This window comes from Methylobacterium sp. E-065, assembly GCF_022829605.1.
Lineage (GTDB): Bacteria > Pseudomonadota > Alphaproteobacteria > Rhizobiales > Beijerinckiaceae > Methylobacterium.
In genome coordinates, this window is sequence record NZ_JAKSYD010000054.1 from 64,341 (window position 1) to 88,742 (window position 24,402).

General features: G+C 67.6%; 23 protein-coding genes, 1 pseudogene and 1 riboswitch. Of the genes and pseudogenes, 15 read left to right on the forward strand and 9 right to left on the reverse strand.

The window, feature by feature from the left end:
- Positions 1 to 60 precede the first annotated feature (60 nt).
- The 3 genes from MKK84_RS04960 to MKK84_RS04970 are packed head-to-tail and all read left to right on the forward strand — an operon-like array spanning position 61 to position 2,648.
- On the forward strand, positions 61 to 1,008 hold the full coding sequence (locus tag MKK84_RS04960; protein ID WP_243917070.1) for an alpha-E domain-containing protein: 948 nt from the start codon (positions 61 to 63) through the stop codon (positions 1,006 to 1,008).
- A gap of 21 nt (positions 1,009 to 1,029) precedes the next feature.
- The gene (locus MKK84_RS04965) at positions 1,030 to 1,857 is read left to right on the forward strand and encodes a transglutaminase family protein (RefSeq protein WP_243917072.1); all 828 of its coding nucleotides are present in this window, start codon (positions 1,030 to 1,032) and stop codon (positions 1,855 to 1,857) included.
- Positions 1,858 to 1,898: 41 nt separating this feature from the next.
- Positions 1,899 to 2,648, forward strand: coding sequence for a peptidase (locus MKK84_RS04970; RefSeq protein WP_243917074.1), 750 nt, complete (start codon positions 1,899 to 1,901; stop codon positions 2,646 to 2,648).
- Between the two features lie 14 nt (positions 2,649 to 2,662).
- On the opposite strand, the gene MKK84_RS04975 is transcribed toward MKK84_RS04970, so the two are convergent.
- Genes MKK84_RS04975 through thiO form a run of 4 tightly spaced genes read right to left on the reverse strand, consistent with a single transcriptional unit; the run spans position 2,663 to position 5,521 of the window.
- Positions 2,663 to 3,292 carry a thiamine phosphate synthase gene (locus MKK84_RS04975; RefSeq protein WP_243917076.1) on the reverse strand — a complete coding sequence of 210 codons (630 nt, stop codon included), beginning with the start codon at positions 3,290 to 3,292 and terminating at the stop codon, positions 2,663 to 2,665.
- A complete protein-coding gene (locus MKK84_RS04980) occupies positions 3,289 to 4,092 on the reverse strand; it encodes a thiazole synthase (protein ID WP_243917078.1) in 804 nt (267 codons plus the stop codon). The genes MKK84_RS04975 and MKK84_RS04980 overlap by 4 nt, the downstream gene beginning before the upstream one ends.
- Before the next feature lie 2 nt (positions 4,093 to 4,094).
- Positions 4,095 to 4,307, reverse strand: coding sequence for a sulfur carrier protein ThiS (thiS, locus tag MKK84_RS04985; protein ID WP_243917080.1), 213 nt, complete (start codon positions 4,305 to 4,307; stop codon positions 4,095 to 4,097).
- Positions 4,304 to 5,521 carry a glycine oxidase ThiO gene (gene thiO, locus MKK84_RS04990; RefSeq protein WP_243917081.1) on the reverse strand — a complete coding sequence of 406 codons (1,218 nt, stop codon included), beginning with the start codon at positions 5,519 to 5,521 and terminating at the stop codon, positions 4,304 to 4,306. Before thiO ends, thiS begins: the two co-directional genes overlap by 4 nt.
- Positions 5,522 to 5,591: 70 nt before the next feature.
- Positions 5,592 to 5,720: riboswitch (TPP riboswitch) on the reverse strand.
- A 215-nt stretch (positions 5,721 to 5,935) separates the two neighbouring features.
- Here thiO and MKK84_RS04995 point away from each other — a divergent pair.
- From MKK84_RS04995 to MKK84_RS05005, 3 genes are all read left to right on the forward strand, one after another.
- Entirely contained in the window at positions 5,936 to 6,445 is a 510-nt protein-coding gene (locus MKK84_RS04995; RefSeq protein WP_243917083.1) for a TIGR02281 family clan AA aspartic protease, read from the forward strand.
- 291 nt (positions 6,446 to 6,736) lie between these two features.
- Positions 6,737 to 7,285, forward strand: a complete 549-nt coding sequence (locus MKK84_RS05000) for a glycosyltransferase (protein WP_243917085.1) — start codon at positions 6,737 to 6,739, stop codon at positions 7,283 to 7,285.
- Positions 7,282 to 7,872 carry a hypothetical protein gene (locus MKK84_RS05005; RefSeq protein WP_243917087.1) on the forward strand — a complete coding sequence of 197 codons (591 nt, stop codon included), beginning with the start codon at positions 7,282 to 7,284 and terminating at the stop codon, positions 7,870 to 7,872. The genes MKK84_RS05000 and MKK84_RS05005 overlap by 4 nt, the downstream gene beginning before the upstream one ends.
- Positions 7,873 to 8,116: 244 nt before the next feature.
- Here the strand turns inward: MKK84_RS05005 and MKK84_RS05010 are convergent, their stop codons facing one another.
- The 3 genes from MKK84_RS05010 to dnaG form a co-directional block, all read right to left on the reverse strand.
- On the reverse strand, positions 8,117 to 9,376 hold the full coding sequence (locus tag MKK84_RS05010) for an adenylate/guanylate cyclase domain-containing protein (protein ID WP_243917089.1): 1,260 nt from the start codon (positions 9,374 to 9,376) through the stop codon (positions 8,117 to 8,119).
- A 70-nt stretch (positions 9,377 to 9,446) separates the two neighbouring features.
- Positions 9,447 to 11,435 (reverse strand): RNA polymerase sigma factor RpoD, encoded by a 1,989-nt coding sequence (gene rpoD, locus MKK84_RS05015; protein ID WP_243917091.1) that lies wholly within the window; start codon positions 11,433 to 11,435, stop codon positions 9,447 to 9,449.
- A 210-nt stretch (positions 11,436 to 11,645) separates the two neighbouring features.
- Positions 11,646 to 13,535, reverse strand: coding sequence for a DNA primase (gene dnaG, locus MKK84_RS05020; protein WP_243917093.1), 1,890 nt, complete (start codon positions 13,533 to 13,535; stop codon positions 11,646 to 11,648).
- A gap of 246 nt (positions 13,536 to 13,781) precedes the next feature.
- On the opposite strand from dnaG, the pseudogene MKK84_RS05025 reads away from it, so the two are divergent.
- Positions 13,782 to 14,027: pseudogene (locus tag MKK84_RS05025) on the forward strand (BrnT family toxin); the annotation flags it as partial.
- Between the two features lie 13 nt (positions 14,028 to 14,040).
- Positions 14,041 to 14,298: a BrnA antitoxin family protein gene (locus tag MKK84_RS05030; protein WP_243917095.1), complete on the forward strand. Its 258-nt coding sequence runs from the start codon at positions 14,041 to 14,043 to the stop codon at positions 14,296 to 14,298.
- 6 nt (positions 14,299 to 14,304) lie between these two features.
- Here the strand turns inward: MKK84_RS05030 and MKK84_RS05035 are convergent, their stop codons facing one another.
- Complete coding sequence (locus tag MKK84_RS05035) at positions 14,305 to 14,766, reverse strand: GatB/YqeY domain-containing protein (protein ID WP_243917097.1); 462 nt, start codon at positions 14,764 to 14,766, stop codon at positions 14,305 to 14,307.
- Between the two features lie 211 nt (positions 14,767 to 14,977).
- Here MKK84_RS05035 and carA point away from each other — a divergent pair, with 211 nt between their 5' ends.
- On the forward strand, positions 14,978 to 16,210 hold the full coding sequence (gene carA / locus MKK84_RS05040; protein ID WP_243917104.1) for a glutamine-hydrolyzing carbamoyl-phosphate synthase small subunit: 1,233 nt from the start codon (positions 14,978 to 14,980) through the stop codon (positions 16,208 to 16,210).
- Between the two features lie 144 nt (positions 16,211 to 16,354).
- Positions 16,355 to 16,732, forward strand: coding sequence for a hypothetical protein (locus tag MKK84_RS05045; RefSeq protein ID WP_243917242.1), 378 nt, complete (start codon positions 16,355 to 16,357; stop codon positions 16,730 to 16,732).
- Positions 16,733 to 16,762: 30 nt separating this feature from the next.
- On the opposite strand, the gene MKK84_RS05050 is transcribed toward MKK84_RS05045, so the two are convergent.
- A complete protein-coding gene (locus tag MKK84_RS05050) occupies positions 16,763 to 17,197 on the reverse strand; it encodes a pseudoazurin (RefSeq protein WP_243917244.1) in 435 nt (144 codons plus the stop codon).
- Positions 17,198 to 17,503: 306 nt separating this feature from the next.
- Between MKK84_RS05050 and carB the strand changes: the two genes are divergently transcribed.
- The 5 genes from carB to trxB all read left to right on the forward strand — a co-directional run bounded on the left by carB (position 17,504) and on the right by trxB (position 24,363).
- Positions 17,504 to 20,977: a carbamoyl-phosphate synthase large subunit gene (gene carB, locus MKK84_RS05055; protein WP_243917106.1), complete on the forward strand. Its 3,474-nt coding sequence runs from the start codon at positions 17,504 to 17,506 to the stop codon at positions 20,975 to 20,977.
- A 90-nt stretch (positions 20,978 to 21,067) separates the two neighbouring features.
- Entirely contained in the window at positions 21,068 to 21,544 is a 477-nt protein-coding gene (gene greA, locus MKK84_RS05060; protein ID WP_243917246.1) for a transcription elongation factor GreA, read from the forward strand.
- 4 nt (positions 21,545 to 21,548) lie between these two features.
- Positions 21,549 to 22,049, forward strand: coding sequence for a hypothetical protein (locus MKK84_RS05065; RefSeq protein WP_243917108.1), 501 nt, complete (start codon positions 21,549 to 21,551; stop codon positions 22,047 to 22,049).
- Between the two features lie 271 nt (positions 22,050 to 22,320).
- Positions 22,321 to 23,370, forward strand: a complete 1,050-nt coding sequence (locus tag MKK84_RS05070; RefSeq protein WP_243917110.1) for a mitochondrial fission ELM1 family protein — start codon at positions 22,321 to 22,323, stop codon at positions 23,368 to 23,370.
- A gap of 12 nt (positions 23,371 to 23,382) precedes the next feature.
- Positions 23,383 to 24,363, forward strand: coding sequence for a thioredoxin-disulfide reductase (gene trxB, locus MKK84_RS05075; protein WP_243917112.1), 981 nt, complete (start codon positions 23,383 to 23,385; stop codon positions 24,361 to 24,363).
- Positions 24,364 to 24,402 lie beyond the last annotated feature (39 nt).

Consider the following 24,402-nt stretch of genomic DNA (forward strand, 5'->3'; position numbering starts at 1 on the left):
ACGCCATCCGGACGTTCCGAGGCGCGGACATCGTGGTCCGCACGACTTGGCTGAAGACCGATGCTTTCCAGGACCGCCGACAATCTTTTCTGGCTCTCGCGCTACGTCGAGCGCGCCGATTTCGTCGCCCGCATCCTCGATGCGGCGCACCGATTCGCCTCGTTGCCGACGAGTTATGGCGGCGGCGGTACCAATGAATGGGACTCCGCGCTGGCCTCGGCCGGCGACAGGGACGCGTTCAAGGCGCATTACAGCGTGGTGAACGCCGATACGGTCTGCGACTTTCTCGCCTTCAGCCCGCACAATCCATCCTCGATCCGCTCCTGCATCGAGGCGGCACGCGAGAATGCCCGTTCGGTGCGCACGGCGCTCACCACCGAGATGTGGGACGCGATCAACGGCGCATGGCTGGAGCTGCGCAACTACTCCGGCAAGGAGCTCAACCGCGACGAGTTCGGCCGCTTCCTCGACTGGGTGAAGACGGTGTCGCTGACCTTCGACGGCTCGGCCTTCCGGACGATGCTGCGCAACGACGGGTTCTGGTTCACCCGGCTCGGCACCGCCATCGAGCGCGCCGACAACACCGCCCGCATCCTCGACGTGAAGTACAAGATCCTGCTACCCCAGGACGAGACGGTCGGCGGCAGCCTCGACTATTTCCAGTGGACCACGATCCTGCGCGAAGTCTCGGCCTTCAACGCCTACCACTGGGTGTATCGGGAGAGCGTGAAGCCGCTGCTGGTGGCGGACCTGCTGATGCTCAACAAGCAGATGCCGCGTTCCTTCGCGAACTGCTACGGCGTGATCGTCGAGTATCTCGACCTGATCGCCGACGCCTATGGCCGCCGGGGGCCGAGCCAGCGGCTCGCGGGCAACATGCTGGCCAAGCTCGAAGGCGAGGATATCGACCGGGTGTTCGCCTCGGGCCTGCACGAATTCGTCGAGGCCTTCGTTGCCGAGAACAATAATGTAGGCGAAGCCATCGCCAAGCAGTATCTGGTCGGCTGACCGAGACGGACAGGACGGCGCATGCGCATTCGCGTGGTCCACGAGACCATCTACACCTACGAGCAGCCCGCCCGCGGGCTCGTGCAGGTCCTGCGCCTCACGCCCAGGGATCATGACGGGCAGTATGTCCGGAACTGGCGGATCGACACCACGGTCGACGGGCGGCTGACCGCCCGCGAGGACGGGTTCGGCAACATCGTCCATTGGTTCACCCCAGACGAGCCGACCGACGCCCTGATCATCAAGGTGACCGGTGCGGTCGATACCGAGGATACGCAAGGGGTCGTGCGCGGTACGATCGAGCGCCTGCCGGATGCGTTCTACCTGCGCGACACGGATCTCTGCGCGACGAGCGTCGAGCTGCAGGGATTCGCCGAGCGCGTCGCGACCGATGGGGACGCGTCGCCGCTGGCCTTGCTCCACCGCCTGATGGACGCTGTCCCCGAAGCGGTCGCGTTCGAGCCGGGTCCGGCCGCGAATGCCGTCCCGGCCGGCAAGGCCTTCACGGCGGGTCGGGGCATCTGCCAGGATCTGACGCACGTCTTCATCGCGGCGGCCCGGCATATCGGCATCCCGGCGCGCTACGTGGCTGGCTATCGGGCCCGCGACGACGGCGAGGCCGAGGTTGAGGCACCGCACGGCTGGGCCGAGACATTGGTGCCGGATCTCGGCTGGGTCGCGTTCGATCCGTGCTTCGGGATGAGCCCGTCCGACAGCTACATCCGCGTTGCCACGGGACTCGACTATCTCGGTGCCGCGCCGATCCGCGGCAGCCGCACCGGCGGCGGCATCGAGACACTGGACGTGAAGCTTCACGTCGAGCAAGGCAGGGCCGCGATCCAATCCTGATTCCCGCGACACCGGCCCCGGCCGCACGAGAGCCCAAGACGATGACCTACTGCGTCGGTGTCCTAGTCGAGGACGGGCTCGTGATGGTCGCCGACACCCGCACCAATGCGGGGCTCGACGATATTTCGACCTATCGCAAGCTGCATCACTTCAACGTCCCGGGCGAGCGGGTGATGATGCTGGCCTCCGCCGGCAACCTGTCGATCACCCAGTCGGTGCTGAGCCTGCTGCAGGAGGGGGTTCCCGGCGAGGACGATGAGCCGCCTCAGCGGCTCGTCGAGGCGCCGACGATGTTCCAGGCGGCGCAGCTGATCGGGCGCGCGATCCGTCGGGTCCGCATGATCGAGAAGGACGGCTTCGAGGCGGCCAATATCCGGTTCTCGATCTCGCTCCTGTTCGGCGGCCAGATCGGCACCGGCGAGATGCGGCTGTACCTGATCTACTCGGCCGGCAATTTCATCGAGTGCAGCATGGACGCGCCGTTCCTCCAGATCGGCGAGCACAAATACGGCAAGCCGATTCTCGACCGGGCGGTGACCTACCGGACCGACCTGTACGACGCCCTGAAGGTGAGCCTCGTCTCGATGGATTCAACCATGCGTTCGAATCTCGGGGTGGGATTGCCGATCGACATCGCGGTGGCGCGCCGGAACGCCCTCAACCCGGAGGTGAACCACCGGATCGAGGCCGGCGAGGGGTATTTTCACGATCTGCGCGAGCGCTGGTCGGCGGCGCTCCGGGCGGCGCACCGGGCGATCCCGCGGCCGCCCTATGGGCCTTCGGAGAAGTAGCGAGGCGGAACGCGTCAGCCGGGCTGCAGAGCAGTTAGCAAGGTCCGCGCGGCTCCAGCCGGGTCGCTGGCGCGCATCAACCCGCCCATGATGGCGACGGCCGCCGCTCCGGCCTCCCGACACACGGCGACCGAGTCGGGTTCGATACCGCCGAGTGCCACGACCGGGAGGCCCGCACGTCGTACGGCGGCGATCCCCCCGGGACCGAGGGTCGGTCCGTAGCCCGGCTTGCTCGCAGTCGGAAAGATCGGGCTGAGCGTCACGTAATCGGCGCCGGCCGCCGCGGCCTGCGCGACTTCATACGGCGCATGAGCCGATACGCCGATCAGCGCCTCCGTTCTCAGCGCGTCCCGTGCAGCGGCGATCGCCTCCGCATCCGAGCCGCCGCCGAGATGCACTCCGTCGGCGCCGAGCGCCCGGGCCAGAGCGACATCGGCCCCGACTGTCAGGATCCCGCCCGCCGCCCTTACACGCTCGGCCACGGCCTCACCGAGCCGCAATCGGGCCTCGGGCTCCAGGTCGCGGTCACGGAACCAGATCCAGCGACCGCCGCCGGCCAGGATCGCCTGTACGGTCTCGGCGAGCGGCCGCGCGTTGCCGTGCCGGTCCGTCACCGCCAGCAGCGGCGACGGGAGCTTCCTCACGAGCCGACGAGGCCGAGTTGCGGGCTCGACGGCTCGGCCCGGCCGCGCCGCGGGATGCGTCCGGCCAGGTACGCGTCGCGCCCGGCCGCCACGGCCCGGCCCATGGCACGGGCCATGCGCACCGGGTCGTCGGCCTTGGCGACCGCGGTGTTGATCAGGCAGGCGGACGCCCCGAGCTCCATGGCGATCACCGCATCCGACGCCGTGCCGATCCCGGCATCGACCACCACGGGCACTTTGGCCCGGCGGCAGATCAGCTCGAGATTGGCCGGGTTGGCCACCCCCATCCCGGAGCCGATCAGCGAGCCCATCGGCATCACGGCGGCGCAGCCGAGATCCTCCAGGCGCTGGCAGACGATCGGGTCGTCGTTGCAATAGGGCAGGACCACGAAGCCGTCGTCCACGAGGTGGCGGCAGGCCTCCATCAACTCGACGACGTCCGGGTACAGGGTCTCACGGTCGCCGATCACCTCGACCTTGATCCAGTTGGTGTCCAACGCCTCACGGGCGAGTTCGGCGGTCATGATCGCGTCGCGGGCAGTCTCGCAGCCGGCGGTGTTCGGCAGGAAGCGCCTGCCCTTCAGCAACGTCACCGTGTCCGAGCCGTGGCCCTGAAGCGAGACCCGGCGGATCGAGGCGGTCACCACCTCGGCTCCGCTCGCCGCGACGGCGTCGCGCATGATCGCCTGTGTGGGATAACCGGCGGTGCCGATGAACAATCGGGACGACAAGCTCACCCCGGCGATGGTGAAGCTGTCGGCCTCCGGATCGGGGCGCAGCGGCGTGACGCTCTGGTCCATGGTCAACCTCCCTGCATGGCGCGGACGATCTCGACGCGGTCGCCCTCGGCGACCGGGGTCTCGCCCCAGTCCCGGCGGCGGAGCACCCGGCCGTTCAGCGCAATGGCGACGCCCTGCGGGCTCTCGATGCCGCTTTCCTCCGCCTCCTGGCGAAACAGGGCGTCCACGGTCCCGGCGTCGCGCTCGCGCGGCTCGCCGTTGATGAACAGCTTCATGCCGAGGCCCTCCAGGGCTCGGCCTGAGCGAACCGCGCCCGGGTGAAGGGACGGGCCACCTCGGGCAATGCGCCGTCCGTCACCAGTTCGGCCACGGCATCGGCGGTGACGGGGGCCAGCAGATAGCCGTTGCGATGATGGCCGGTGGCGGCGACAAGGCCGGGCGCCAGCGTGTCGATGATCGGCGCGTCGTCGTCCGAGGTCGGCCGGTAGCCGCTCCAGACGGCCTCGACGTCCATCTCCTCGATCCCCGGCAGGACCCGGCGCGCGCCTTCCAGCAGCGCGTAGAGGCCGCCCGCGGTGACGCCGGGGCGGAAGCCGCAATCCTCAACGGTGGCGCCGACGATGAGATGGCCGTCGCTCTTCGGCGCCATGTGGACCTGCTCGGTCCAGACCATCCGGCCGAGCGTGCCCGTCCGGCGCGTGGTGCGCAGGGCCAGGGACTGGCCCTTCAGGGGCCGCACCGGCAGCGACAGGGTTTCCGGCAGCAGCCCACCCTCCCCGCTCCAGGCGCCCGAGGCCAGGATCACGGTCCCGCACCGGACGGCGTGCTCGCCGACGCGGAGGCCCGCGACGCGGCCCCCCGACCAGTCGAGGGCGGTCACCGGGGCGTGCTCGATCAGGCTGACGCCGGCCCGACGGCAGGCCTCCGCCAAAGCGGCCATCACCCGGCACGGATCGACCTGATGGTCCATCGGGCAGTGAACGCCGGCGGTGATCGAAGGGCGCAGGCCGGGCTCCAGGCGCCGGACCTCGCTGCCCGGCAGCCACGTCGCGTCGAGTCCGGAGCGGCGTTGGAGATCGTAGCGGAAGCGCAGGCGCTCGACCTCGTCGCGGCCAACCGCCAGGACCAGCGTGCCGTCCGGCCTATAGTCGATCGACAGGCCCGCATCGGCCTCCAGGGCATCGCGGAAGGCCGGCCAGCGCCGGAGCGAGTCCAGGGCGAGCGGCAGCAGCGGATCGGAGCCGGGCTCGTGTTCGGCGGCCGGCGCCAGCATCCCGGTGGCCGCGAGGCTCGCGCCCGCGCCGATCGTCTCGCGCTCCAGCACGGTCACGGAACGGCCGGCGCGGGCGAGCCGCCACGCGATCGACAGGCCGATCAGCCCGCCGCCGACAATCGCGATGTCGGTGGCGTCGGGAAGATGGACCTGCTCGCGTGCGATCGCGGGGCCGCGGCGTTGTCCGATCGGTGACGGGGGGCGGTCCAGGGACACGCGTCTCTCCACAAGATTCCAACGTGGAGATCGGGCCAGGTGCTTCGGTGCGAAGCTGTGGCCTGCCTGTCGGGCGGCCGCGGTCCAATCCCTACGCCGGTATGATCCGGATCAGGTTCGAAGGATTTCCGCGCCGCAGGTCCTGACGGACGTGCCAGCGGTTTCTCAGCCCCTTGCCGGGGATCTCCCTGGAACAGGCATAGATTTGGTTGCCCGCCTGCCGCCGGTCAACCCCGCCGCCGGGGCGACGACCGGTCTTACGGCGAAAACAGCCGGGTTCCGGTCATGGTCCGGACACCACGCCGCGCGGAATCGGCACCTCACGGCGCCGGCGTCAGGTCCCGCGCACGATCCCTTCATGGGTCCGGGGTCTCATCGCCCAACGGCTGCACCCCCATCCACAGGCTGACCCGCGTGCGCACAATCCTGCTCGTCTGCACACTCGGCTTCCTGGGTGTCACGGCCGTGCAGAAGCTGCGTGAGAGCCTCCGCCCCGTGCCGGCCGCCCTACTCGTCGCGTCCCAGACGGGGCCGGCCCTCGACGCCGCCGTGACGTCGGGCGTCGCGCTTCAGGCTGGCCGCAACGGCCATTTCTTCGTCCAGGCCCTGCTGGACGGCCGTACGCTGCCGATGATGGTGGATACCGGTGCGAGCGCCTGCGCCTTCTCCGAGGAGGATGCGGCACGCATCGGGATCCGGGTCGGTCCCGCGGATTTCACCCGCGTCTGGAACACGGCGAACGGTCGGGTCCGGGTCGCACCGATCCGGATCGCGGTGGTGCAGATCGGATCGATCACGGTGCGGGACGTGGAGGCGGTGGTGATCCCGCGGGGGCTCCTCGCGACCAGCCTGCTGGGGATGTCGTTCCTCGGGCGCCTGCGTGAGTTCAGCGTTGCCGGCAGCACGATGACGCTCCGAGGTTGACCGACCAGGACGCGTCCTCACGTTGCCTTCCGCCTCGCATCAGCGCGAAGACGTGCATGGTATGTGGCTGAGAAAAACAGACCCTATCGCTGTATCTGGCTATATGATCAACTTCATAAAATCATTCTCCGCCAATCTATAAGTATAAACAATATATTAATCGTGTATCTTCGGTCGTTTTGCGCGTCCGATGCGCCATGTTATGTGCGCGGGTGATTGCGATCGACCATCGAAATCGACGTGTGGGACAGTTCGATGAAGAAAAAACCCGGGCCTACGATCTGTCTATCGATGATCGTCAAGGATGAGGCCCACGTTATCCGTCGGTGTCTGGATTCGGTCCGGCCGATTATTGATCACTGGATCATTGTGGATACCGGATCCACGGACGGGACCCAGGACATCATCCGCACGGCGATGGCCGATATGCCGGGCGCCCTCGTCGAGCGGCCCTGGGTCGATTTCGCCACGAACCGGAACGAGGCCCTGAAGCTCGCCCGGCGCCACGGGGATTACGTGCTGATCATCGACGCCGATGACACGCTGATCATCCCGGACGGCTTCACGATGCCGAAGCTGACCGAGGCCGGTTATCGGTTCGAGATCATCGACGCGCATACGCGATACTGGCGCAACCAGCTCGTCAGCAGCCGGAAGGACTGGCGCTATCGCGGTGTCCTGCACGAATTCCTCGCCTGCCCCGACGTCGATGAGATGCCGATCCTGCCCCTCGCGATGCGCCGGGGCGAGGACGGCGCGCGCCATCGCGACACGACGGCGGACGCGCGCGATATCGCCGTTCTCGGGGCGCGTTGGCGGTCGAGAGGGATCCCTTCATGATCGCGCGGTACACGATGTATCTCGGAACCACCTACGATGCGGCCGGTGAATACCGGAACGCCCTCGACTGTTTTCTGAAGCGGGTCGATCTGGGCGGCTGGAGCGAGGAAGTCTATTTCAATCTGCTGATGGCGGCCATCAACGCGGAGCGCGTGGGGGAGCCAGCCGACACGGTGCTGCGACTCTACGAGCGGGCCATGCGCGTCATCCCGGCACGGGCGGAAGCGAACCACGGGGCTAGCCGATATTGCAGGCAGAACAAGCGGTTTGCGGAGGGGTATCGCTACGCCGAGGCGGCCCTGAAGCTTGACCTTCCGAGCGAGGGCATATCGTTGAATCCGTGGGTCTACGAGTACGGATTGCTCGATGAGTTCGCTGTCAACGCCTACCACATCGCCCAATACGGCGCATGCGGATATGCCTGCCTGAAAATTCTGGGGCGCAGCAACGTCCCAAAGGACGTCTTTGCCCGCGCCAGCACGATGGCCCGGGAGGTGACGGAGAAGATGGTCGATCCGGTCTGGGGACTAAAGCCAGCCCCCTATAGTTCGGTGTTCGAACCGGAATGGGAGAGATTGAGAGCTTAGAGCGCGGCGGGAGAGGTCGCGTGGCGACATCGTCAACAAGACCTAGAATCCTCCGGGGCGGCTGTCCAATCCACCTGTCATCTAAAGTGCCGGAGCGCGGGCCCCGAAAGAGTGACCGAGATGGCCTCGCGATCCCGGGCGCTCTCCTTCAAGGCTGCTGCGCAGCACTTAAGGATGAAGGGATTGGCGGTATCGCCCGGACACAGCGCGCTGTCTGGGGTCGCGGACGCCGTCGGCAGCGCGCTCAGCTTGGCTTGCGCGGCCGCAGGAATTTCGGTCGGAACACCGCCATCGGCTCCCGGAAGCCGTCGAGCGCGTGCTCGCCCAGCGGGATCGGATCCCCCCAGAGGAAATCGACGAACGGCTTCGACATCAGCAGCGGCTCGCCCAGGATCCGGTTGAGCTGGGCCAGACGGCTCGCGAGGTTCACGTCCCGCCCGATCACCGTGAAGTCGAGACGGGAGCCGGAGCCGACATTGCCGTAGGCAGCCTCGCCGTGGTGGAGCGCGATGCCCGCCGCCACCGGCACCGGGAACTGGTGCAGGGCGTTGGCCTCGTCGAGGGCCGCGAGCGCGTGCTGGGCCGCCGTGAGCGCTCCCTTGGCGGCGCCGCCCAGATCGTCGCCGGTCTCGCGAAAAATCGCCAGCAGGCCGTCGCCCAGGTACTTCAGCACCTCGCCGCCCTCGCGCTCGATCGGCGGCACGAGGCAGTCGAAGAATACGTTGAGCAGGCCCACCACCTCCTCGGGCGTCATGTCGGCGGAGGTGCGTGTGTAGTCGCGCATGTCGGCGAACAGGATCGCCGAGCGGATTCGTGTCACCTGCCCGCGGCGGATGTCGCCAGCCAGGATCGCCCGGTGGGGCTCGTCGCCGACGTAGAGCCGCAGCACGTGATCGAGCTGCTTGTTGAGGACGCGCATCTCCATCACGGCCGCCAGCGCCGGCATGACGAAGCGCAGGATCGCGATGTCGTCGTCGCCGAACCCCTCCGGCGCCCGCGTGGCGAAGGTGATGCCGTTCTTGGTGCCGTTGGTGAAGAACAGCGGCGCCACGACGTAGGCCGTGTAGCCGCCGGCCTTCAGGTCCGGGATGATCGCGAAGGCGTCGTCCGGCGTCTCGGCGAGGTCGAGGATCAACCACTCCCCGGTCTCGTGGACCGTGTGGAACGGGCTGTTGAGATAGGCGTCGGTCGAGCGGGCGCCGTGCGGGAACAGCCGGACCGTGGTGCCGCCGTCCCGGGTCCAGATCCGGCCGACGCCGGCATATTCCGAGTGCAGGGTGTCGATCGCCGTGGAGGCCCGGTCCACCGGCACGCCGATGGCGATCAGGCGCTCGGCGAGGCCTTCCAGCATCTCCTCGGCCTTCTCCAGCCGCGCACCCTCGCCGAGCAGCCAGTCGCGGATGCCGACGGAGGGCTGGAGTGCGCCGAAGGGCACGTCGTCGGCCTCCGAGCCGTCCGCGAAGGCCGTCGGCAGACCGGGCTTTGGCGGGCGGCGTTCGAGCATGGCGCCAGTGTCATGCCGCGCCACGGCGCGGTCGAAGGTCGGGCGCCGCGGCCCGTGCCGCGGCGGGGGCTCAGTTGTCCAGGAAGCTCCTCAGCTTCCGGCTGCGTGAGGGGTGCTTCAGCTTGCGCAGGGCCTTCGCCTCGATCTGGCGGATGCGCTCGCGGGTCACCGAGAATTGCTGGCCGACCTCTTCGAGGGTGTGGTCGGTGTTCATGCCGATGCCGAAGCGCATGCGCAGCACGCGTTCTTCGCGCGGGGTCAACGATGCGAGCACGCGCGTTGTCGTCTCGCGAAGATTGCTCTGGATCGCCGCGTCGATCGGCAGGACCACGTTCTTGTCCTCGATGAAGTCGCCGAGGTGGCTGTCCTCCTCGTCGCCGATCGGCGTCTCCAAGGAGATCGGCTCCTTGGCGATCTTCAGCACCTTGCGGACCTTCTCCAGCGGCATGGCCAGCTTCTCGGCCAGCTCCTCCGGAGTCGGCTCGCGGCCGATCTCGTGCAGCATCTGGCGCGACGTCCGGACGATCTTGTTGATTGTCTCGATCATGTGCACCGGGATGCGGATCGTGCGCGCCTGATCGGCGATCGAGCGCGTGATCGCCTGCCGGATCCACCACGTGGCGTAGGTCGAGAACTTGTAGCCGCGGCGGTACTCGAACTTGTCCACGGCCTTCATCAGGCCGATATTGCCTTCCTGGATCAGGTCCAGGAACTGCAGGCCGCGGTTCGTGTACTTCTTGGCGATCGAGATCACGAGGCGAAGGTTCGCCTCGATCATCTCCTTCTTGGCCTGCCGGGCCTCGCGCTCGCCCTTCTGGACCATGTTGACGATGCGGCGGTACTCGCCGATCTCCAAACCGGTCTCGGAGGCGAGGTCGAGGATCTGCGCGCGCAGTTCCGTCACCTGCTTCGAGCCCTTCTCGACCAGGTTCTTCCAGCCCTTGCCGCCCAGGGTGCCGACGCGCTCCATCCAGTTCGGATCGAGCTCGTAGCCCTGGTAGTGGCGCAGGAACTCGTCGCGGGCGACGCCGTGGCTCTCGGCAAACCGCATCAGCCGGCCCTCGTGGCCGATCAGCTGCTTGTTGATCGAGTAGAGCTGGCCGACCAGCGCCTCGATCCGGTTGTTGTTGAGCGACAGCGACTTCACGTCGGCGACGACGATGTCCTTCAGCTCGCCCTGCTTCTGGTTCTGGGCCGGTGTGTTCTGCCCACCCGTCGCCTTGCGCTCGGTGCCCTCGGCCTGGAACTTGCGCAGCTTCCGGTAGTTCGCCGCGATCGCATCGAAGGTCTCGAGGACCCGCGGCTTGATCTCGGCCTCCATGGCGGCGAGCGAGACGTTGTTCTCGAGATCGTCCTCGTCGTCACCGCCCTCCGGGGGTACCGGCGCCTCGGCGTCCTCGGCTTCCTCACCCTCGCCCTCGGCGATCTGCGGGGCGTTCTTGCCGTCCGGACCCGCGTAGGTCGCCTCCAGATCGATGATGTCGCGCAGGAGGACCTTGCCCTCCACGAGCTCGTCCCGCCAGATGATGATCGCCTGGAAGGTCAGCGGGCTTTCGCACAAGCCGGCGATCATCGCCTCGCGGCCGGCCTCGATGCGCTTGGCGATCGCGATCTCGCCCTCGCGGGACAGAAGCTCCACCGAGCCCATCTCGCGCAGGTACATGCGCACCGGATCGTCGGTGCGGTCGGTCGGCTCCTTGGTGGTCGTGGCGACCGTGACCGCGCGCGCCGGGGCGACCTCGGCGACCTCGCCGCCCTCGGCCTCCTCCTCCTCGCCCTCGGCCGCCTTCTCGCCGGTGGCGGCCTCGTCGGTCTCCTCGGCTTCGACGACGTTGATGCCCATCTCGGAGAGCTGCGACAGCACGTCCTCGAGCTGGTCCGGATCGGACTGGCCCTCAGGCAGAACCTCGTTGACCTCTTCGTACGTGACGTAGCCGCGCTTCTTGGCGAGCTTCACCATCCGCTTGACCGAAGCATCCGTCAGGTCGAGGAGCGGCCCGTCGGTCTGCTGCTCGGGGGCAGCGTCCGTCTCGTCCCGTTCCGTTGCCTTCGTCGCCATGATCAGCCTATTGTTTCGTGGGCGGGGCGCTGCGGAGGCCCTTGAGAGGCCGGTCCACGCCAGCGACGCCGCGGTACGGGATCGGCGCCGGATCGCTCCGTCGCCTTGAGTCGTCGGTATCCGTATGCAAGCCTGAGGCTTGACCGATTGTTAACTATGACGGGCTGCCCCCTGTCGCTACCGCCAGCCCATACCGCCATGACACGGCCGTTAGGCAGCCGTCGAGTCGCTCGACTCCGGCTTGTCGGCCTCAGCCTCGGCGGCGATGACGGTCTCCAGCCTCGCCTTCACCTCGCAGAGCCATGTCCATCCGGCATCGGTCGGATCGTTCTCAAACGCCTGCCGTGCTTCGCGAAGTTCGCTATGTAGCGCTCCTGCCTGCCGGTGCAAGATCATCGCCTGTCGGAGCGCGTCTGCGCGGTGCGCAGGATCGGCATGGGGCGCAAGGGTCAAGCGGTCTCGCGAGCGCCCCAGCGTCAGGATCCGCTCGGAGGCCGCCGTAAGTCCGGCACGACTGATGCGATTTTGCAACACGGCGGGCTCCGTGTGCGGATCTTCGGCCGCGCTGGCAAGAAGCACCGACAGAAGCGCCCGCGCGTCCGGATCCTCGAAATCCAGTTCGGCGATCTCTTCGGCGAACTCGCCGAGCATCTCGGGATGCGCGAGCAGCGTCCCGACGATCACCGCCTCACGGACCGGCGCCGCACCGATGAAGCCCGCCGAGGCCGTCATGGATGCGCTCGGGCTGCCGGTGATCCGTGGCGAGACCGGCTCGCCGGGGCGGACGAAGCGGGTTCGCCCGCGGGGCGCCGGCCCGGCCGCACGCGCGCCGCGGGGCGACAGGCCGCGCAGCCGTTCCTCGATGTCGTCACGATAGTAGCGCCGCACGGTCTCGTCGCGGATCGTCGCGACGGTCGTGCGCAGGGTCTGGGTCAGGCCGGCACGCCGCTCGGGGGTGTCGATCGGACCGGCCTCGACCGCGCGACGCCAGAGAAGCTCCGAGAGCGGAAGCGCCGCGTTCAGCACCTGATCGATCGCGCCCGCCCCGCCCGAGCGCAGCAGATCGTCGGGATCCTGACCGCCGGGGAGCAGCGCGATTCGCAGCGAGCGGCCCGGTTCGAGGAGCGGCAGGGCGATGTCGAGCGCGCGGAAGGCGGCCCGCTGGCCGGCCTTGTCGCCGTCGAAGCACAGGATCGGCTCGTCGGCGTGGCGCCAGAGCAGGCCGAGTTGCTCCTCGGTCAGCGCCGTGCCGAGCGGCGCCACCGTCTCGGGGTGGCCGGCCAACGTCATGGCGATGACGTCGACATAGCCCTCGACCGCGATGATCGAGCCATGATCATGCGCGGCCTTACGGGCGCCGTGCAGGTTGTAGAGCGTCCGACCCTTGTGGAAGAGCGGCGTCTCAGGTGAGTTCAGGTACTTGGCACGCACCTCCTTGGACAGCGCTCGCCCGCCGAAGGCCACGACCCGGCCGCGCGTGTCGGTGATCGGGAACATCACCCGGTCGCGAAAATAATCGTACGGGACCGAGACGCCCTCCCCGGTCGCTAGAAGGCCCATCTCGAGCATCAAATCCTTCTCGACCCCCTGCCCGGCGAGATGATCGCGCAGGGCGTAGCGGTCGTTCGGCGCGTAGCCGAGCCGGAATTTTTGCTGGGTTTCGCGGCCAAGGGCCCGGCGTTCGAGGTAGGCGCGGGCCTCGCTGCCCTTCCCGGATTGAAGCTGGTCCTCGAACCAGCGGGCGGCCATCTCCATCACCTCGATGGCGCCGGCCCGCTTGGTCTCTGCGATACGGTTGTCCTCGGTGGGCGCGGGCAGGCTGACGCCAGCCTCCCCGGCCAGCCGCTCGACCGCCTCGGGGAAGCTGAGACCCTCCGTCTCCATCAGGAAGGTGAAGATGTCGCCGTGCTTGGACGAGGAGAAGCAGTGGTAGAACTGCTTCTGGTCGTTCACGTAGAAGGACGGGGTCTTCTCGGCGTTGAACGGCGACAGGCCGCGCCACTCGCGGCCGGCCTTCTTGAGCTGCACCCGCCGCCCGACCACGGCGGAGGCCGGCAGCCGGGCGCGGATCTCTTCCAGAATGTGGGGCGGATAGCGCACGGGGCCTAGGAGGGGTTGCGGGATCGCCGATCATAGCGCGCCGGACGTGTCGGAGTCTCAACGCCGCCGTCTTGAAAAGGTATCGCTGGGGGATTGCGTGGAGAAGTGCGCGTACCGGTCATCGCCACGCGACGGCAACCGCGGGCCGGCGCTCCGGAGGACCGCCGATGTATATACATCTGTATCGACGGTGATTCGAGTTTGGTCTAGGATACGCCGCGGGACGGGTTCACCTGGGACGAGAGCAAGCGAGCCACCAATCTCAAGAAGCGCGGTATCGATTTCCGCGACGCGATCGGCATCTTCGATGGACCGCCCCTGACAACCAAGACGATCCGGAACGATGAGGTTCGGATGGTCAGCCTCGGTCGGATCGCCGAAAGCGTCATCGCCGTCGTGTGGACCGACCGGGCAGGTATCGTGCGGATCATCTCCGCGAGAGCAGCGAGGCGAAATGAACGACAGATCTTCGCGGCGCGCGTCGGTGCCTGAGCGCCAGCCCGGTGTGACCGATCCGGCGCGGATCTCCGCGCTGAGTGACCCGGAGATCGCAACGGCGGTCGCAGACGATCCCGATGCCGCGCCGCTCGATATCGATTGGTCGCGCGCCGAGGTCGTGGTCCCGGCGCGCAAGGTCGCCGTCTCCATTCGGCTGGACGCCGACATCCTCGACTATTTCAAGGATGGCGGCGGCGGCTACCAAAGTCGGATCAACGCGGTGCTGCGGAGCTATGTCAGGGCCCGCAATGCGGGCGAGACTTGAGCGCCGTCACCCCTTCGCGGCGAGCGCGGCCTTCACCAGGCCGCTCGCCTTGCCGAAATCCATTCGGCCGGCATAGGCGCCCTTCAGGGCGGCGATCACCTTGCCCATGTCCTTCGGGCCGGCGGCGCCGGTCTCGGCGATTGCAGCCTCGATCGCCGCCGTCGTCTCGGCTTCGTCCATCTGCTTCGGCAGGAAGCTCTCGATGATCGCGATCTCGGCGCGCTCGTTGGCGGCGAGTTCCGGGCGACCGCCCTGCTCGTAGACGCTGGCCGATTCGGTGCGTTGCTTGATCATTTTCTGAAGCAGCGACAGGATCTCGTCTTCGGAGATCGGATCCTTGCCGTTGCCGCGAGCCTCTATGTCCCGGTCCTTCAGGGCCGCCTGGATCATCCGGACGGTCGCCAGCCGCTCCTTGTCGCCAGCCTTCATGGCCTCCTTCATTTCGGTGGTTAAGCGGGCGCGCAGCATCTGATGAGCCTTCCAAAGGTCGAAACGAGGGGCTGGCCTGCGATTTGCGGATCTGCCCTGTATTGAGCAGACATTGAGCCCAGCGGCGGGCGGAGCCACATTGACCCCATCGCGGGCCGCTCGCTAAGAGCGCCGCACACGATCATGCCGCAAGCCGAGAGCGCCGCAACACGGTGCTCCCCTTCGGCCGGACATAAGCGAGACTCACCCCATGCTGCAAGACGCTGCCGCGCACGCCCCAGACGCCACGGCGCCCGAGCCCTGGGCCGAGCCGGTCGCCACGGCCCTGCTGGTTTTGGCCGACGGGACCATCCTAGAGGGATTCGGCATCGGGCAGACCGGTATCGCCGACGGCGAGGTCTGCTTCAACACGGCGATGACCGGCTATCAGGAGATTCTGACCGACCCGTCCTATGCCGGGCAGATCGTCACCTTCACCTTCCCGCATATCGGCAATGTCGGCACCAACGACGAGGATTTGGAGAGCCTGGATGCGGCCCCGGCCTCCGGTGTACGCGGCACGGTGATCGCCTCGGCGGTGACGAAGCCGTCGAGCTGGCGCTCCTCTTCGCATCTGGACGGATGGCTCAAGGCCCGCGGCATCGTCGGGATCACCGGCGTCGACACCCGCGCGCTCACCGCCCGCATCCGCGACCAGGGCATGCCGAACGCCGTGATCGCCAACGACCCGGAGGGCCGGTTCGACCGGGAGGCCCTGAAGGCCCGGGCCGCCGCGCTCGCGCCGATGGAAGGGCTCGACCTCGTGCCGCCGGTGACGAGCCGGGCGCCGTCCGAATGGTCGGAGACCGTCTGGGCGCTGGGCAACGGCTACGGCAAGCGCGCCGCCGGCGAGGGCCTGAAGGTCGTGGCGATCGATTACGGCGTGAAGCGCAACATCCTGCGGTTGCTGGCCCAGGCCGGCTGCGACGTCACCGTGGTGCCGGCCACCACCCCGGCGGACGAGATCCTGGCGATGAAGCCGGATGGCGTGTTCCTGTCGAACGGTCCCGGCGACCCGGCGGCGACCGGCGCCTACGCGGTCCCGGTGATCCGCAAGCTGCTCGACGAGAAGGTGCCGACCTTCGGCATCTGCCTCGGCCACCAGCTGATGGGCCTGGCGCTCGGCGGCCGGACCGTAAAGATGGGCCAGGGCCATCACGGCGCGAACCATCCGGTGAAGGACAAGACCACCGGCAAGGTCGAGATCGTCTCGATGAACCACGGCTTCGCGGTGGATCCGACGAGCCTGCCGCAGACCGCGGTCGAGACCCACGTCTCGCTGTTCGACGGGTCGAATTGCGGCCTGACGCTCACAGACCGGCCCGCCTTCTCGGTCCAGCACCACCCGGAGGCCTCGCCCGGCCCGCGCGACAGCCACTACCTGTTCGAGCGATTCGTGACGCTGATGCGCTCCGGCGAGCCGGAGGCGGCGGCAAAGGCCTGATCGGCAGCCCGGCGGTATCCCATTCGGGCCCCGCCGGGGCCATAAAATCCGCCGAATTGACCGGCTCTAAGACGACCCATGACGGCCCTCGAACGGCAGCGCATCCGCGCCGACCGGCAGCGGCCCGTCACTGGGGAATGCCGGATGACCATCGACGAGGCGCGCGACGATTTCTCCCGCCTGCACCGCACCTTCACGTTGCATCTCGGCGTCGCCGTCGGCCTGTCCTGGCTGACCGCCCTCACCGCCGCCTTCTACGCCCCATGGGTGCGCAACATCCGCGCGCTGATCGATCCGACCGGCGGCCTCGACCGCGTCGAGAGCACGGTGTCGTACCTCTTTGTCCTGCCTGCCGTCCTCGCCCTGGCCTGGGTGTCGCTGTATTTCGGCCGTGAGGCCCTGCGCCGTGCGCAGACGCTCTCCAACGTCGCCGTCGAGTTCGCCGCCGCCGCTTTGGTGGCCTTCGGGGTGTTCTACCTCTCGATCGACCGGGCCGTGGCCGCCCTCTACGCCGGCTTCTGAGACAGGGCGGCATCTGCCGCCCCGAACGGGTTACTGCACCTTCTCGAACAGCGGCTCGAACCGTTTGGCGGCGAGCTTGCCGTGCGGGACGGCCTTGGCGGCCTCCAGGTTCTCCGGCTTGTCGCCGACCTGGATCAGGCCGACCATGCCCATGATGTCCTGCGGCGCGCATTTGAAGCCGTACAGGCCGGGCTTGTCGAAGGTCACGGCCTCCTCCTTCCCCACCACGGTTTTGAAGCCCGGCGCACCCTCGGGGGCCATGCCTTTGATGAGTTCGGCGTTGTGGCCCTTGTCGGCTGGCACGAAGCGAATTGCGTCGCCGGGCTGAATCTTCACGTAACCGGGATCGAAGACCATCATCCCGCCAGGGCCGCTGTTCAAGGTCTTCACGACGATCTCCGCGGCGCTCGCTCCCAAGATCGAGCCGATCAGCGCGGCTACGGCTCCGATGGATGCCCTGATCATTGTCAATCTCGAATGATCATGATGTCGATCGACGGGAATGACGATCGCTGAAGCCTTATGGGCCGCGTCGACCACTCGCAAGCAATCACGTTTCCGCCAATAAAGTTAGAAATACTCAAAAACAATGCGCCGACGCCAGCCTGACGCGTCTTGTGCGCGCGTGGGGTGTAAGTCCGACCCGGCCTTCCAAAGCGTGGACGGCCCGTGTTAACGCGGGGCTCAACGACATTCCCGCCACGTGCGTCCGGGAGCACGGCTGAAATCAGCCTTGCCCGATCGGGCGCGCTTGGCCTGAGAAGGCCTCCGATGCCCAAACGCACCGACATCTCCTCGATCCTGATCATTGGTGCGGGTCCGATCATCATCGGACAGGCCTGCGAGTTCGACTATTCCGGAACTCAGGCCTGCAAGGCGCTCCGTGAGGAGGGCTACCGCATCGTCCTGGTCAATTCGAACCCCGCCACGATCATGACCGATCCCGACATGGCGGACGCGACCTATGTCGAGCCGATCACGCCCGAGATCGTCGCCAAGATCATCGAGAAGGAGCGCCCCGACGCGATCCTCCCGACCATGGGCGGCCAGACGGCGCTGAACTGCGCCCTGTCGCTCCAGAAGATGGGTGTGCTCGCCAAGTACGGCGTGCAGATGATCGGCGCCACCGCCGAGGCGATCGACAAGGCCGAGGATCGGAGCCTGTTCCGCGACGCCATGACCAAGATCGGGCTCGACACCCCGAAATCGGCGCTGGCCAACGCCTCGGCGGCCAAGAAGGCCGACCGCGAAAAATACCTCGCCGAGGTCGCGCGCATCGAGGCCGTCGACGCGGATCCGGAGGCGCGCCAAGCCGCGTTGAAGGCCTTCGAGAAGAGCTGGATGGCGGGCGAGTCCGACCGGCGCAAGCGCTACGGCGAGCACGCCATCGGGCAGGCGCTGATCGCGCTGGCCGAGGTCGGCCTGCCGGCGATCATCCGCCCGTCCTTCACCATGGGCGGCACCGGCGGCGGCATCGCGTACAACCGCGAGGAGTTCCTGGACATCGTCGAGCGCGGCATCGACGCGTCGCCGACCAACGAGGTGCTGATCGAGGAGAGCGTGCTCGGGTGGAAGGAGTACGAGATGGAGGTCGTTCGCGATAAGAACGACAACTGCATCATCGTCTGCTCCATCGAGAACATCGATCCGATGGGCGTCCATACCGGGGACTCGATCACCGTCGCCCCCGCGCTGACGCTCACCGATAAGGAATACCAAGTGATGCGCGACGCATCGCTGGCGGTGCTCCGCGAGATCGGCGTCGAGACGGGCGGTTCGAACGTCCAATTCGCGATCAACCCCGAGAACGGGCGCATGATCGTGATCGAGATGAACCCGCGCGTCTCGCGCTCCTCGGCGTTGGCCTCGAAGGCAACCGGCTTCCCGATCGCCAAGGTCGCCGCCAAGCTCGCGGTCGGCTACACGCTGGACGAGATCGCCAACGACATCACCGGCGGCGCGACCCCGGCCTCGTTCGAGCCGACGATCGACTACGTCGTCACCAAGATTCCGCGCTTCGCCTTCGAGAAATTCCCTGGCGCCGAGCCGACGCTGACCACCGCCATGAAGTCGGTGGGTGAGGCCATGGCGATCGGCCGGTGCTTCGCGGAATCGCTGCAGAAAGCGCTGCGTTCCCTGGAGACCGGCCTGACCGGCCTCGACGACATCGAGATCGAGGGGCTGGGCAAGGGCGACGACCACAACGCCATCAAGGCCGCCATCGGCACCCCGACCCCGGATCGGCTGCTGAAGGTCGCCCAGGCTCTGCGGCTGGGCGTCAGCCACGAGCAGGTCTACGCCTCCTGTAAGATCGACCCGTGGTTCCTGGAGCAGCTCCAGGCGATCATCGACTTGGAGAACCGGGTGCGGGCCCACGGTCTGCCGAAGACCCCGGGCGCCTTCCGCCAGCTCAAGGCCGCCGGTTTCTCGGATGCCCGCCTCGCCGTGCTGGCCAAGACCGAGGAGGCTGCGGTCACGGCGGCCCGTCGCGCACTCGCCGTGCGCCCGGTGTTCAAGCGGATCGACACCTGCGCGGCCGAGTTCAAGTCGCCCACCGCCTACATGTACTCGACCTACGTGGCGCCCTTCGCCGGCACGGTGGCCGACGAGGCGTTCCCGAGCGACGCCAAGAAGGTCATCATCCTGGGCGGCGGCCCGAACCGGATCGGCCAGGGCATCGAGTTCGATTATTGCTGCTGCCACGCCTGCTACGCGCTGGCGGATGCGGGCTACGAGACCATCATGGTTAACTGTAACCCGGAGACGGTCTCGACCGACTACGACACCTCGGACCGGCTCTATTTCGAGCCGCTGACCGCCGAAGACGTCTTGGAGATCATCGAGACCGAGCGCCAGGCCGGCACCCTGCACGGGGTGATCGTGCAGTTCGGCGGCCAGACCCCGCTGAAGCTCGCCCGGGCGCTGGAAACCGCCGGCGTGCCGATCCTAGGCACCTCGCCCGACGCGATCGACCTCGCCGAGGACCGCGACCAGTTCAAGCGCCTCCTCGACAAGCTCGGCATGAAGCAGCCGAAGAACGGCATCGCCTACTCGGTGGAGCAGAGCCGACTGGTCGCGGCCGATCTCGGCCTGCCCTTCGTGGTGCGCCCGAGCTACGTGCTCGGCGGGCGTGCCATGGCGATCATCCGCGACGAGGCGCAGTTCGCCGACTACCTGCTCGACACGCTGCCCAGCCTGATTCCCTCCGAGGTGAAGGCCCGCTATCCGAACGACAAGACCGGCCAGATCAACACGGTGCTGGGCAAGAACCCGCTCCTGTTCGACCGCTACCTGTCGGACGCGGTCGAGATCGATGTCGACGCGGTCTGCGACGGCAAGGACGTGTTCATCGCCGGCATCATGGAGCACATCGAGGAGGCCGGCATCCATTCCGGCGACTCGGCCTGCTCGCTGCCGCCGCGCTCGCTCTCACCCGAGATCATGGACGAGCTGGAGCGGCAGACGAAGGCGATGGCGCTGGCCCTCAACGTCGTCGGCCTGATGAACGTGCAGTACGCCATCAAGGACGGCCTCATCTACGTGCTCGAGGTGAACCCCCGCGCCTCGCGCACGGTGCCGTTCGTCGCCAAGGTCATCGGCGAGCCGATCGCCAAGATCGCGTCGCGGATCATGGCGGGCGAGCCCCTGGCGAGCTTCGGGCTCAAGCCGAAAACCCTGACGCATATCGCCGTGAAGGAGGCCGTGTTCCCCTTCGCGCGCTTCCCCGGGGTCGACGTGCTGCTCGGGCCGGAGATGCGCTCCACCGGCGAGGTGATCGGGCTCGATGCAAGCTTCGGCGTCGCCTTCGCCAAGAGCCAGCTCGGCTCCGGGACCCAGGTGCCGAAGGCCGGCTCGGTGTTCGTCTCGGTGCGCGACGCCGACAAGCAGCGCATCCTGCCGACCATGCAGCTCCTGTCGGATCTCGGTTTCACGATCGTGGCGACCGGTGGCACCCAGCGCTACCTCGTGGAGAACGGCGTTCCGACCGAGCGGATCAACAAGGTGCTCGAAGGCCGGCCGCACGTGGTCGATGCCATCAAGAACGGCGGGATCCACCTCGTCTTCAACACAACCGAGGGCGCCGGCGCCTTATCGGACTCGCGCTCGCTCCGGCGTGCGGCCCTCTTGCATAAGGTGCCGTATTACACCACTCTAGCTGGCGCGATGGCTGCGGCCGAGGGGATCAAGGCCTACTTAGAAGGCGATCTCAAGGTCCGTGCCTTGCAGGAATACTTCGCGGCCTGAGCCTCAGGGTTCCGCCGACTTAATCTCGTGGCCCGGAGGGAGTGCTACACTCTCGGCCGGGCCTCTTCATTGTGGCGCGAGACGATGGCGATAGACAAAGTTCCGATCACGGTGGGCGGGCTCGCAGCCCTCGAAGAGGAGCTGAAGCACCGTCAGCAGGTGGAGCGCCAGCGCATCATCCAGGCGATTGCGGAAGCGCGGGCGCTGGGCGATCTGTCGGAAAACGCCGAGTATCATGCCGCCAAGGAGGCGCAGTCCCACAACGAGGGCCGCGTCATGGAGCTGGAGAGCATGATCGCGCGCGCCGAGGTGATCGATGTCTCGAAGCTCTCGGGCGACAAGATCAAGTTCGGCGCCACCGTGAAACTCGTCGACGAGGACACGGAGGAGGAGAAGACCTACCAGATCGTTGGCGAGCCGGAGGCCGACGTGCGCTCTGGCCGGGTCTCGATCACGTCGCCGATCGCCCGTGCGCTGATCGGCAAGGGCGTGGGCGACACCGTCGAGGTGACCACGCCCGGCGGCGGCAAGTCCTACGAGGTCGTTGCCGTCCGGTTCGGCGGCTGAGCGCATGCTTGCGCGTTCCCCGGGCTGGCTTGCCGGCCTGATCCTCTGCGCCGTCGCGGGCTCCGCGGCGGCAGACGACTTTCCGGCGACCGCCTGGTTCTCCGATATCCGCGTCGACGTCCGGCCTCTGATCGACAAGGGGGCGGGCCTGCAGGCGGAGGCGCTGTCGGCCGACCTGACCGAGGCCCTGCGCAAGACTTTTGCGGGCCGGATCGGCGGGCGCGGACCGCGGCTCATCGTGGTGCTGAGCGGCCTGTCGCTGCGGCCTTTTGCCGGCAGTGGCGGACGGCCGGGCTTGGGCGGTAATTTCCAGACCGATTATCTCGAGGGCGAGGCGCTGCTCGTCGGGCCGAAGGGGCAGATCCTCGGCCGGCACCCGCAGATGACCGCAACGCCGTCGAGCTACGGCGGCGCGTGGTATGATCCAGACTTCGACGGGCGCCGGCTGGCGGCGATCGCCGACATCTACGCCCAGTGGCTCGCACGGGATCTGCCGAAGGAGTGAGAATGCTCCGCCGACGTTTTCGCGTTGGAGACGACGCGCTGATCCGTCGGCGCGGCATGTGTTGCAGGAGGGGGTTCTATCCCCTTCATTCGTCCGGAAGTGCAGAGGCCGTCGCTATAGGCGGTGCGATCCCGCGAGCCTTCGTTCGAGCCCCGTGACGTGGGCACCTCAGGATGGGGGGATGGATGGGGCCGATGGGCCGATCGCTAAATGCGGTGTCCTGACGGTCGGGCTCGGCAGCGGAGCAGAGCGGGTTTTTCGAGCAAGGCGCATGGCAAGCACTGACGTCACGGAGGCGAAACCTGCTTCGGGCAACCGCCCGGATGCGCGGTCCGAACCGCTGCCCGAACTGGCCCGCGCCCGCGCTTGGATCGTTACGGACGGCAAGGCAGGCGACGAGAACCAGTGCGTCGGAATCGCCGAGACATTGGGCGTTGCCTTCGAGATCCGGCAGGTTCCGGCCTCCGGGCCGTTCGGCTGGATGGCGCCTTGGGGCCCTATCGATCCGCGGGAGGGCCCCCGGCGTAGGGCCGGTGCCCTCGCGGGCCCCTATCCCGACATCCTGATCGCCTCCGGGCGCAGGTCGGTGCCCTACCTGCGCGCGGTGCGGCGCGCCACAGGCGGGCGCACCTTCACGGCTTTTCTCAAGGATCCGCGCACCGGCGACGACTGCGCCGACTTCATCTGGGTCCCGGATTACGACGACCTGCGCGGCCCGAACGTCTTCACCACGCTGACGGCACCGCATCTCGTGACTGCAGCGCGCCTCGCCGTCGCCCGCGCCCGGCCCGACCCACGCCTCGCGCAGCTCGACGGGCCACGGGTGGCCGTCCTGGTCGGCGGTGACAGCCGCCACCTGAGCTACCGCAAGACCGATATGGTCCGCCTCGTCGGCGACCTGCGCTCGCTGGTCGACAAGGGGTGCCGGTTGATGGTGACGATCTCCCGCCGGACCCCCGATCCGCTGCGGAATGCCGTGAAGGCGCTGACCGCGGAGACCGGCGGCTTCCTCTGGGACGGGACCGGCGAGAATCCCTACGTCGCCATGCTGGCCCTGGCCGAGGCGATCGTGGTCACGTCCGATTCGGCCAATATGGTGAGCGAGGCCGTAGCCACCGGCGCGCCGGTTCTGCTGTTCGACCTGCCGCGTACCTATATCCGGCATCGGCGGATGTTCGCCGGGCTGGCGATCGCCGGAGCCCTGCGGCCGTTCACCGGTCAGTTGGTGGATCTGTCGTACAAGCCCATCGACGCGACGCCGGTGATCGCGCAGGCGCTTGCGACCGCCTATGCTGCGCACCGCACGGCCGACCACGCCTGAGGAGACCGAGAGATGGCCCATACCCACGCCAAGCTGGTGATCATCGGCTCGGGGCCGGCCGGCTACACGGCGGCGATCTACGCGGCGCGCGCCATGGTCGAGCCGCTGCTGATCTCGGGCTTTCAGCCGGGCGGCCAGCTCATGATCACCACGGATGTCGAGAACTATCCGGGCTTTGCCGAGGCGATCCAGGGACCGTGGCTGATGGAGCAGATGCGGCTTCAGGCCGAGCATGTCGGCACCCGGATCGTCTCCGAGTACATCACGAAGGTCGATCTGAAGCAGCGGCCGTTCCGGTTGGAGGCCGATTCGGGCGAGACCTATTCGTGCGACGCGCTGATCATCGCCACCGGCGCCCAGGCCAAATGGCTCGGGATCCCCTCCGAGGCGACCTTCCAGGGCGGCGGCGTCTCGGCCTGCGCCACCTGTGACGGCTTCTTCTTCCGCGGCAAGGAGGTCGTGGTGGTGGGCGGCGGCAACACCGCGGTCGAGGAGGCGCTCTATCTCGCCAACATCGCCAGCAAGGTCACGGTGGTCCACCGCCGCGATGCGTTCCGGGCCGAGCGGATCCTGCAGGAGCGCCTGTTCAAGCACCCGAACGTGGAGGTGCTCTGGCACCGGGAGATCGCCGAGATCTGCGGCGCGCTGAAGCCTGCGCCGGGCGTCACCCATGTCCGTTTGAAGGACCCGCGCTCCGGCGAAATCAGCGAGGTTAAGGCGGACGGGGTGTTCGTGGCGATCGGCCACCAGCCGGCGACCGCGATCTTCGAGGGGCAGCTGCCGATGCGCCACGGCGGTTACCTGACCGTCAAGCCCGGCACAACGGAGACCGACATTCCCGGCGTTTACGCGGCGGGCGATGTGACGGATGACGTCTACCGGCAGGCGATTACGGCCGCCGGCATGGGCTGCATGGCCGCGCTGGAGGCGGAAAAATTCCTGGCAAACCTCGAGATCGGCGAGAATCCTGTCCAGGCTGCGGCGGCCGAGTAGGCCAACATTCCCCAGTAACGCCACGTGCGGCTGTGATTG